9 protein-coding genes are annotated in these 9,591 nt (G+C 44.2%); 5 read left to right on the forward strand and 4 right to left on the reverse strand.

Features of this window, described 5'->3' with window-relative positions; translation table 11 throughout:
- Positions 1-736: 736 nt before the first annotated feature.
- Both EQO05_RS15060 and EQO05_RS15065 read right to left on the reverse strand, forming a co-directional pair.
- Positions 737-1,513 carry a winged helix-turn-helix transcriptional regulator gene (locus EQO05_RS15060; protein ID WP_128507908.1) on the reverse strand — a complete coding sequence of 259 codons (777 nt, stop codon included), beginning with the start codon at positions 1,511-1,513 and terminating at the stop codon, positions 737-739.
- Positions 1,497-1,949 (reverse strand): hypothetical protein, encoded by a 453-nt coding sequence (locus EQO05_RS15065; protein WP_240664781.1) that lies wholly within the window; start codon positions 1,947-1,949, stop codon positions 1,497-1,499. The genes EQO05_RS15060 and EQO05_RS15065 overlap by 17 nt, the downstream gene beginning before the upstream one ends.
- A gap of 1,178 nt (positions 1,950-3,127) precedes the next feature.
- Between EQO05_RS15065 and frhA the strand changes: the two genes are divergently transcribed.
- The 4 genes from frhA to frhB all read left to right on the forward strand — a co-directional run bounded on the left by frhA (position 3,128) and on the right by frhB (position 6,718).
- Positions 3,128-4,498: a coenzyme F420 hydrogenase subunit alpha gene (gene frhA, locus EQO05_RS15070; protein ID WP_128507910.1), complete on the forward strand. Its 1,371-nt coding sequence runs from the start codon at positions 3,128-3,130 to the stop codon at positions 4,496-4,498.
- Between the two features lie 5 nt (positions 4,499-4,503).
- Complete coding sequence (gene frhD / locus EQO05_RS15075) at positions 4,504-4,983, forward strand: coenzyme F420-reducing hydrogenase, FrhD protein (RefSeq protein WP_205793840.1); 480 nt, start codon at positions 4,504-4,506, stop codon at positions 4,981-4,983.
- 87 nt (positions 4,984-5,070) lie between these two features.
- Positions 5,071-5,832 (forward strand): coenzyme F420 hydrogenase subunit gamma, encoded by a 762-nt coding sequence (frhG, locus tag EQO05_RS15080; protein WP_128507914.1) that lies wholly within the window; start codon positions 5,071-5,073, stop codon positions 5,830-5,832.
- Positions 5,833-5,842: 10 nt separating this feature from the next.
- The gene (frhB, locus tag EQO05_RS15085) at positions 5,843-6,718 is read left to right on the forward strand and encodes a coenzyme F420 hydrogenase subunit beta (protein ID WP_128507916.1); all 876 of its coding nucleotides are present in this window, start codon (positions 5,843-5,845) and stop codon (positions 6,716-6,718) included.
- A gap of 272 nt (positions 6,719-6,990) precedes the next feature.
- On the opposite strand, the gene EQO05_RS15090 is transcribed toward frhB, so the two are convergent.
- Positions 6,991-7,218: a type II toxin-antitoxin system HicA family toxin gene (locus EQO05_RS15090; RefSeq protein WP_128507918.1), complete on the reverse strand. Its 228-nt coding sequence runs from the start codon at positions 7,216-7,218 to the stop codon at positions 6,991-6,993.
- Positions 7,211-7,426 carry a type II toxin-antitoxin system HicB family antitoxin gene (locus EQO05_RS15095; RefSeq protein ID WP_128507920.1) on the reverse strand — a complete coding sequence of 72 codons (216 nt, stop codon included), beginning with the start codon at positions 7,424-7,426 and terminating at the stop codon, positions 7,211-7,213. The genes EQO05_RS15090 and EQO05_RS15095 overlap by 8 nt, the downstream gene beginning before the upstream one ends.
- A 506-nt stretch (positions 7,427-7,932) precedes the next feature.
- Between EQO05_RS15095 and EQO05_RS15100 the strand changes: the two genes are divergently transcribed.
- On the forward strand, positions 7,933-8,997 hold the full coding sequence (locus tag EQO05_RS15100) for a glycosidase (protein WP_128507922.1): 1,065 nt from the start codon (positions 7,933-7,935) through the stop codon (positions 8,995-8,997).
- Positions 8,998-9,591: the final 594 nt, after the last annotated feature.

Consider the following 9,591-nt stretch of genomic DNA (forward strand, 5'->3'; position numbering starts at 1 on the left):
GAAGAGGCGAGGGTTCACTTCATCCCCGACCTGAAGGACGGGGTATTCGTGACCCTCTGCGCTCCCATAGTAATAAAATAGCTAATACTCTTTTTATTTGTCCTTTCATAATTCTATCAACCTTTATTTTTTGTTAACTTGAATTTTGGAACGCACTTACTTTTAACTATTTTTTAACCTTGGATTTTAATAGCTGCTTGCAACAGCTGAATTCCAAACATTACAACTTTTACATTTTCTTATATCACTTATGACCATAGTCTCTAACAATTAGCGACTTAATCAGTGCCACAAAATAGATGATTAAAATCAATAGCAGAATACCAGAGGTTTCGTGAATCCCGACTTGCTATGTATCCTTTCTTCATCGCAAAAAACAGAATTCATTGCTTTCACTTGTGCAGAGATTTGACTCCTCTATCTTCCCACGTGCCATAATCATAATATCCTCTCCCTCATTCGGAATTCCCATAGATAAGGGGCCTCCACAGAACCAGCCAGAAAAGAAAATAGCAATTTTTCCAGAAAGATCTCTACGGAAGAGCCGGAAAAATCTTTATGATCCGGGCAGAAAAAAGGTTTTGTCTGAAGTTTCCAGCTGCAAAGCTAATTTTTTATTTATATCTACGTTTTTTAAAATTCTTAAACGACTTATTAAAAAGCGGGCTTCTTCTGAGTTCCATGTAGTTTTTACAGAAAAATCAGCCTGAAGTCAAATATACATGCGAGCATAAATTTACATACACTCGTTACTGTAGGAATCCTGTAAACACTTAATATACTTCTCAACAAGGAGTTTATGCACATGACTTATTCTGTAAATTGTTTTTCTTCCCTCGTTTGTTTCCATTATAAGATCAGCTTCTCTAAGATTCTTCATATACCAGCTGACTGTAGCCCTTGAAACTCCAAGTTCACGTGCAAGAGATATATTTGTATTACAATTTCCAGCAAGTATTTCTGAAATTATTCTTTGATTCGTTACGTTTTGAAGAGCAGAAATAACTTTCATTTCTTCATTGTCATAAGCAAAATTGTTTTCAAAGAATCTTGTTTTCCCGCCTTTTTTGTAGGCTTCGATTTTGTTCTGAGCTTCAAGGGTTTTTATATGATATTTTACTGTTTCCCTGTTTAAGCCTAATTTTTCTACGATTTCACCAATATATGCTCCTGGTTTGGTTTTTATATATCCATAGACTCTAAAACGGCTGGAGTTGTCAAGTACATTTCCAGGCTTTACAATCCGATATCCGCCTATTGTCAAAACTAGTCTTTTAGGGTACAGTAAGTCAGCTGCCGTTGAGATATGCACTGCGGCCAGCCATAACAGAAACTGCCAGTAGGGTATAACCATATCTTCTAGCTTTATCACCTTTTCTCCGCTAATCGAGGCTCCGGATTGATCACTTGGAGCCGGCTCTACAGTATATTCTGTAGCCCCGGCTGTTATTATTAAAATAAAAAATAGTAAGCAGGCTATAAGCTTTTTTTGAAGCTTAATGCTGATAGACATTGAATGAGTAACCTTCTTTTCCGCTGACGTCTTCTCCGTATATCTTGAACTGCCAGGTACCCTGCTGCATGTCTCCTTTAGATGGAAGTATATTGACGTGTATCCTACCATTTATGCGTCCATCAGCGTTATCACGGTTAGTTTCAAGCTTGCTTCCTGAAGGAGTGTAGGTAATCAGTCTCAACTTATCATTTTTATCTCCCCAGTTCAAGTCTACTTCAAGATAATTTGCTCCAGAGTCTACTTTCACTTCATGAATTTTGGACTGCCTTTTTTTTATATAATTGATTGATTTCTGGAAACAGAGTGGCTCTGGAGAAATTAAATTATCTGCGCAGGAACTAGGAGTGTCTGTCCAGGGTTCAACAATATATTCTTTTTCCGCGGAAATCGAATTATTTTCCATATTTGAGTTTTCAGAGTCCCAAGTTGTCACGATAACACACCAAAAAAATGATAATATTGATGTGTGTCACAATTTAAAATACTTTTTGCTTTTTGTCAAGTTTTTAATAGTGACAAGACCAATTATACAATACTTTTAATCGCAACATTCCAGGATAAACATAGCTATCTAACCTGGCCTAAAACAGGTCTCTTTAATTATTCTCTTATATAATTTAATGACACATTTCATATGTGTAAATTTTTATATAATCCAAACTCTTGTATTGTCTTAGCTCAAAGTGGAAATTGTCAGTAATGGTTTAAAAAGGAGATATGGCTACTGCAAGCATTTTTCCCATCCTAATGATATACTGAAATAGTCTTTTAAGGATAAATGTTGCTACTTCTCTACTTTTAAGGCTTGTTTCCTGCAGTTTTGATATCTGTTGCATGGATCACAGCGGCTTCTCAATATGCCATTGCCACAGGGCTCAGCCTGGAAAACGGTTTTGTAACTGAAGATGGAATCGAAGTTCTCATGGTTTGGAGAGTATGATAAATTCATACAGGCAAGTTTTCAGGCTTTTTCGTTACTAACTTTTTCACAGTTTGTTTTATATAAATTATATATGAGTTTGATTGCTTTCCAAAACTCATCGGTTTTATTTTTTTAGATATAATAATCTATTTCCTTTATACACTTTCCTTTATACATTTAAATTTTTATGAAAGTCGTTTTTAGAAAAGCCTATATTTCTCACAGAAATTTGAATTTAACATAAACTTATCGGTAGGGACTTTTCCCGAATGTAAGACGTCGCATAACTCCCAACATTTCTTAACTTCTTGCGCTTTAATGATCTTCTCATCAATTGATGAACCACACTAAGTAATTTCGCTTATATTTATTAGTTGTGTTTTTGATGGTTTCAGGAATCTTCTTATCATAAAAATTGCCAAAAATAATATAAAAATAAACTTATAAAATGAATATATGCATTTCTAATTCTGCTGGCTTTCTCTATAGAGGGAAGGATTTATGTAATATTGCGTTTTCGACTCTTTTTCATTGGAAGTTAAATATTAATATACTGAGGTACTACTCGCTGGAGAAAGTATGGGATTAATGTACTTTATGTACGGGTAACTATCTTTGAATAATCACACAGAGAGTGCCTTAACAACAGCACAGCCTGAATAACACCGAATCGAAAACGAGGCATATCATTGACGAAAGTTGTAGAAATCTCTCCAACCACGAGACATGAAGGTCACTCCAAGCTCACCCTGAAGGTGAATGACGAGGGTATTATCGAGCGAGGAGATTGGCTCTCCATCACCCCTGTCAGGGGTATAGAGAAACTCGCCATAGGTAAGACGATGGAGCAGGTCCCGAAGATTGCTTCTCGGGTCTGCGGTATCTGTCCCATCGCCCACACTTTGGCAAGCATCGAGGCCATGGAGGCTTCGATTGGCTGCGAGGTCCCCACGGATGCAAAGCTCCTGAGGACTATTCTCCATGCCGCGAACCGCCTCCACAGCATCGCCCTGCACAACATCCTGATCCTCCCGGACTTTTACGTCCCGGGAACGGAGACGAAGTTCAACGTATTCGCCAAGGAGGAGCCTTTCAGGAGCATCGCAGCGAGGATAATCCGTATTCGCGAGATTGGACAGACTATTGGAGCCATCGCAGGCGGCGAGGCAATCCACCCCTCAAACCCGAGGATCGGCGGAATGTACCGCAACGTGAGCCCTCTGGCAAAGCAGAAGATGGCTGACCTGGCAAAGGAAGGTCTTGTCCTTGCCCACGAGCAGATGGAGTTCATGCTCGAGGTCATTAGAAATATGCAGAGCCTGGAGTATATCGACGTAGCTGGCAAACAAATCCCGATTCCCAAAACTCTTGGGTACCACAACCAGGGAGTCATGGCTACATCCCCGATGTACGGCTCATCCAGTCTTGACGAGAACCCTACATGGGACTTCGCCCGGTGGAAAGAGACCCGGCCATGGGACTGGTACATGGGTGAGGTAACCATCGATCTTGAGGACCCGAGCTATCCAGTAGGCGGTACTACGAAAGTCGGCACCAAAGCCAATCCCCAGATGGAAGCCTGCAACGCTGTCCCTACCTACGACGGTCAGCCAGTTGAGGTCGGCCCGAGGGCAAGACTTGCTACTTTCAAAAACTTCGACGAGAAGGGCACCTTCGCACAGCACATAGCCAGGCAGATGGAATATCCTGACTGCTGCTACACCATCCTCAAGTGCCTTGATTCCCTGAATACCTCGGGCAAGGTCCTGGCAGATTATATCCCCCAGGGAGACGGTTCCATGGGCTGGGCTGCAAACGAGGCTCCACGTGGAACCGATGTCCACCTTGCACGGGTAAAGGATGGGAAGGTGCTGTGGTATGAGATGCTTGTGCCCACCACCTGGAACTTCCCGACCTGCAGCCGCGCTCTGACGGGAGCACCCTGGCAGATAGCCGAGATGGTCGTTCGGGCTTATGACCCATGCGTTTCGTGTGCAACCCACATGATTGTGGTGAACGAGGAGGACGAAGTAGTCGCCCGGAAGCTCATGCAGTGGTGAAGGAAATGGAAACGCTGTACTCCGAGATCGTGGTGGCAGGCTGCGGCAACCCGCTTTTTGCGGACGATGGGTTCGGGCCCGCAGTTGTGGAGCGTCTCAAGGAACTCGAGCTTCCCGAAAATGTCACGGTAGTTGACGCGGGGCTCGGGGGTCCTCATTTCATCTTTACCCTCCTCAATCCCGAGTCCACGAAGACTCTTATCATCGTGGACATTGCGGATTTCAGGGGGGAACCCGGCGAGCTCAGATGGCTCTCCGTTGATGAGCTTCCTGTGGGGAGCTACCGTGACGCTCACTCCTGGGATCTGACCGAACCGCTTCAGGTCATCAAGGACGATATCCGGATCCGGGTCCTTGCATGCCAGAAGAAGTATGTATCTGACCCGGAGATGGTCATCGGGATTACAGACGAGGTACAGAGAGCCATTCCAGAAGCTGTATCAGAGATATTGAAGGAAATCAGGGTGAACTATAGAACTGCTTAACTCCATCAAGAAAACCATGGGCAGGGAATTCAAGCCTGTTCAGGTTGAAACGGAGAAAAAGTAGAAGCTACAAAGGAGACAAAACCAGTGGCAAATAAGATAAAACTCGGGCATGTACACTTGAGCGGCTGTACAGGCTGCCTTGTGTCTGTGGCCGATAATAACTTGGGACTCATCAAGATCCTGGACGACTATGCTGACCTCGTCTACAGCCTCACGCTCGCTGACGTCCGGCATATCCCGGAGATGGATGTTGCGCTCGTCGAAGGATCGGTCTGCATCCAGGACCATGAATCGGTGGAGGAGATTAAGGAGACGCGGAAAAAGTCCAAGATCGTGGTGGCCCTCGGCTCCTGCTCGAGCTATGGGAACATCACCCGCTTCAGCCGCGGCGGGCAGCACAACCAGCCCCAGCACGAGTCCTTCCTCCCCATCGGGGATCTCATCGACGTGGATCTCTATATTCCCGGATGTCCCCCAAGCCCGGAGCTCATAAGGAACGTTGCTATCATGGCGTACCTGCTCCTGGAAGGAAATGAGGATCAGAAGGCTCTTGCAGGCAAGTACTTAAAGCCCCTTATGGACCTTGCGAAGCGCGGCACTTCAGGATGTTTCTGCGACCTGATGACTGACGTGATCAACCAGGGCCTCTGCATGGGCTGCGGCACCTGCGCTGCATCCTGCCCTGTGCGGGCGATTTCCCTTGAGTTCGGGAAGCCGCAGGGCGAGCGTGACCTCTGCATCAAGTGCGGCTCCTGTTACGGCGCCTGCCCGAGGTCGTTCTTCAACTTCGACGTGATGGAGGAATTCGAGAGCATCAGCGAGATAATTGCTGGAGCACTTAAATGAGGTGAGAGAGATGATTGAAGATCCATATCTCGGCAAATACATAACATGTGTCTCGGCAAGAAGCACGGACAAGGAAATCCTCCAGAAAGCGCAGGACGGCGGTATCGCCACCACTCTTATGGTCTATGCCCTCGAGCAGGGAATCATTGACGGAACCATTGTGGCAGGAGAAGGTGATCGACCCTGGGAGCCCAAACCTCTCGTCGCGATGAGCCGTGAGGACATTCTCAAGGCACGAGGGACAAAATACAGCATCAGCCCCCAGATCTCCTGGCTCAAAGAAGCAACCCGGTCCTTCGGCCTCGACAAGGTAGGCGTCACCGGCGTCTGCTGCCAGATGCAGGCAGTCAGGAAGGCTCAGCTCTATCCAATCAACATGCGGGATGTCCCGGACAAAGTCGCCTTCACAGTCGGGCTTTTCTGTATGGAGAACTTCCCATACAAGTCCCTGCAAACCATTGTCGAGGATCATGCGGCGCAGAGCCTCAGCTCCGTGAAGAGGATGGATATCGGAAAAGGCAAGTTCTGGGTCTACACTAACCGCGGAAACGTATCTAGCCTGCCCATCAAGGCAACCCACAAATACGAGCAGCCCGGCTGCCACGTCTGCCTCGACTATGTCTCCAATCTCGCCGACATTTCAACCGGCTCGGTCGGAAGCCCTGACGGCTGGTCCACGGTTTTCATTCGCACCAAGAAGGGGAACGAAATCTGGTCCAAAGCGGTCGCTGCGGGCATGTTCGAGACAAAACCCATTGAAGACGTCAAGCCCGGTCTCGATCTTGTCACAAAGCTTGCAAAGGAAAAGATCGATAAAAACAGGAAGACGGTTGAGGAGCGTAAGAGCTTCGGCGTCAACAAGGCGCTGCGGAACCCCTACGCCTGAAACTCTTTTTTGCATCATCGAAAATTGTTCGCGTTATTTATGGCGAGTAAAGGGATGGGATTGGTTCTCATCCCCAAATCATTATTTTATTTCTGTAACTTATCCATCGGGCTATCGCAACTTAGAGCCTATCCAAAAAGTGGTAGAATTTCAATTCAGAGTAATTTAGTATAAAAACATGGAGAGTTGAAATCATCTAAAACTTCCTAAATGCTCGAATGCTCACCTCTTGAGTAGATTCAAGCGGTCACTGACAAAAAAGAAGCTAACGTTTAGAGTAAATCTAGTAATTCTTCTTTGCTTAAGCCAATTTGATGAAGAATATCAAGAAGTGTTCCCTTGGCAAGTCCTGTATGTAAAGGAGCAACTGTTCTGTAAGTTCCTTCTCTGGTCATCTTTTGAAGTGATACATGGCTTCCCTTTTGCCTCACAACAACAAATCCAGCCTTCTCCAATGCATTTACAAGTTCTTTTCCGGAGATAACTGGTAATTTAAACATTGGCTACTTCCACAAGCGTCAGATAAGGTTTAGAAACTTGTTGCGGAAGGCCCTCAGTACCGAAACTCTCAATGTACAGTTCTATAGCTTCTTTAATATTCTCTTCGGCTTCCTCAAGGGTCTCACCCTGAGAAGTCACATTGAGCTCAGGACATCTGGCAATAAAGAAGTCATCTTCTTTTGTTATAACTACGAGAAATTGTCTCATGGTCTACTCCATGTCTAGTTTTTACATCCATGTCTAGTTTTTACATGCTTTTCTTCAAATATTTGCTGCGATTCTATTTTATATTAGCGTAGAAACTGTCCAGTCAGGTAGTGTGCTTGATTTTTGCAAAATTTGCTTTATACCACATTAGTTTTAGAGAGGTTGAAACTTAATTTATTTTTGTACACAGACATTTATGATAAAGTCTATGCATTATTTCACGGTTGTCTTTTTAGGTTCTGTCCTTTTTTTGCCAGTAACCGCCCGATATCTGCTCACTTCGCGAGCATGCGGGCGTGGAGGAAGTTTTCAGTTAGCTTCATTAGGCTGAAAATATAGAAATAATTATATAATGTCATTCAGTTCAATAATTGGAGCTTTTTTATTCTGAAGATTTCTACAGAGCCCGGATAAGTCCTTCAGTACAGCATCCAGCCCGAAGTAAGTGACATGTTCTGCAAAAGAAAAAGAGCCGCTATCAATAACCCAGGCAGAATGAGGTAGATATGATGTGGAAAGACTATGGAGAGCTATTCCAGAGGAGTATTAAAAACCCTATACTTACCGTTGATGATTGGCCATATCGAGCTCACTCGGTATTTAACCCTGCAGCCGCTATAGTTAACGGGACAACTTTATTAATTGTGCGTGTCGAAGACCACCGGGGCTTTTCTCACTTTACAGTAGCCAGGAGTGAGAATGGGATTGACGGCTGGGAAATTGATCCGGAGCCAACCTTTATGCCAGACCCTGTGAATTTCCCTGAAGAAATATACGGCATTGAAGACCCACGTATAACTTACATAGATGAGATGGGGAAATGGGCTGTAGCGTATACGGCTTTTTCTGACTCGGGTCCTTTACCGGCACTTGCGTATACCAAAGATTTCCGTAATTTTGATCGGGTAGGTGCTACCCTACCGCCTGAAAATAAAGATGCTGCTGTCTTTCCTGTAAGATTTAAAGGCAAATGGGCAATGCTGCACAGGCCTGTATCTGGTATGGCGGGTGCGAAGGCAAATATCTGGATATCCTTTTCTCCGGATATGAAATATTGGGGAGAACACGAAGTTCTTCTATATGCTCGAGAAGGCGGATGGTGGGATGCCCGAAAAATCGGATTATCTCCACAGCCACTACGTACACCTGATGGATGGCTAATTATGTACCATGGAGTACGCCAGACAACTTCTAAAGCAAGCTACAGGCTTGGGCTGGCTCTTCTTGATCTTGAAGATCCCAGAAAAGTGCTCCACAGGTCAGAAGGATGGGTTTTTGGACCTCGCGAGCTTTATGAACGCAGCGGAGATGTAAACGATGTTGTTTTCCCCTGCGGGTGGGTTGTGGTGGACGATGAAATCCGTATTTATTACGGAAGCGCAGATACTTCTGTGTCATTAGCTACTGCAAAAATGAATGATGTCCTGGCGTATATACATGAATGCCCACAAACTCAATGCCCCGAGGAGTACTGTAGATGGTTTGAAGAAAACAGTGGGCTTTCAAGTGATGCAAAAAAAGGTGACATTAAAATAAAAATCAAAAACAAGACTCCATCAGTGCGTGGTTGATGTTTTCATTATTGGTTTCAGGTATTAAGTATGATTGAAGTCTGATTGAAGTCTGATTGAAGTCTGATTGAAGTCTGATTGAAGTCTGATTGCATTTTCATGAACCTAATCAGACGCTTGTCATGAAGTTTTTGAAAGAGAAAATCGATAAAAACCGGAAGACAGTTGAGGAACGCAAAAGCTTCGACGTCAAGAAGGCGTTGTGGACCTTACACCTGAAACTCTCTTTTTCATTATCGAAAACGATTGTTCGCATTATCTACGCTGAACAAGGGGATGGGATGATTTTCATCCCCGTATGATTTCTTTTTTGTGACTCAGCCATGGAGCTATTTAGGTGTAAAAATAAGGTAAATCTGTGTTCATCACGGCAAAAAAATCGATTTTATATCACTTTTTTCGATTGGAACATATTCGGAAAGTAAACTTGACAATTGGGCTTTGTTAGAGTTGCAAAAAACTTTATTCCGTGTCTTTTGACACGGAATCTTCATATTCACATTTTATTAATGATTGCTTATTATTTTGGAGGCCAGTTCTTCTCCATCCAGCCTGGGAGCCTTCCGGAGTCCATTGGACCAACCATAACTCTTA

The sequence above is a fragment of the Methanosarcina sp. MSH10X1 genome, from assembly GCF_004099695.1.
Taxonomy (GTDB): Archaea; Halobacteriota; Methanosarcinia; order Methanosarcinales; family Methanosarcinaceae; genus Methanosarcina.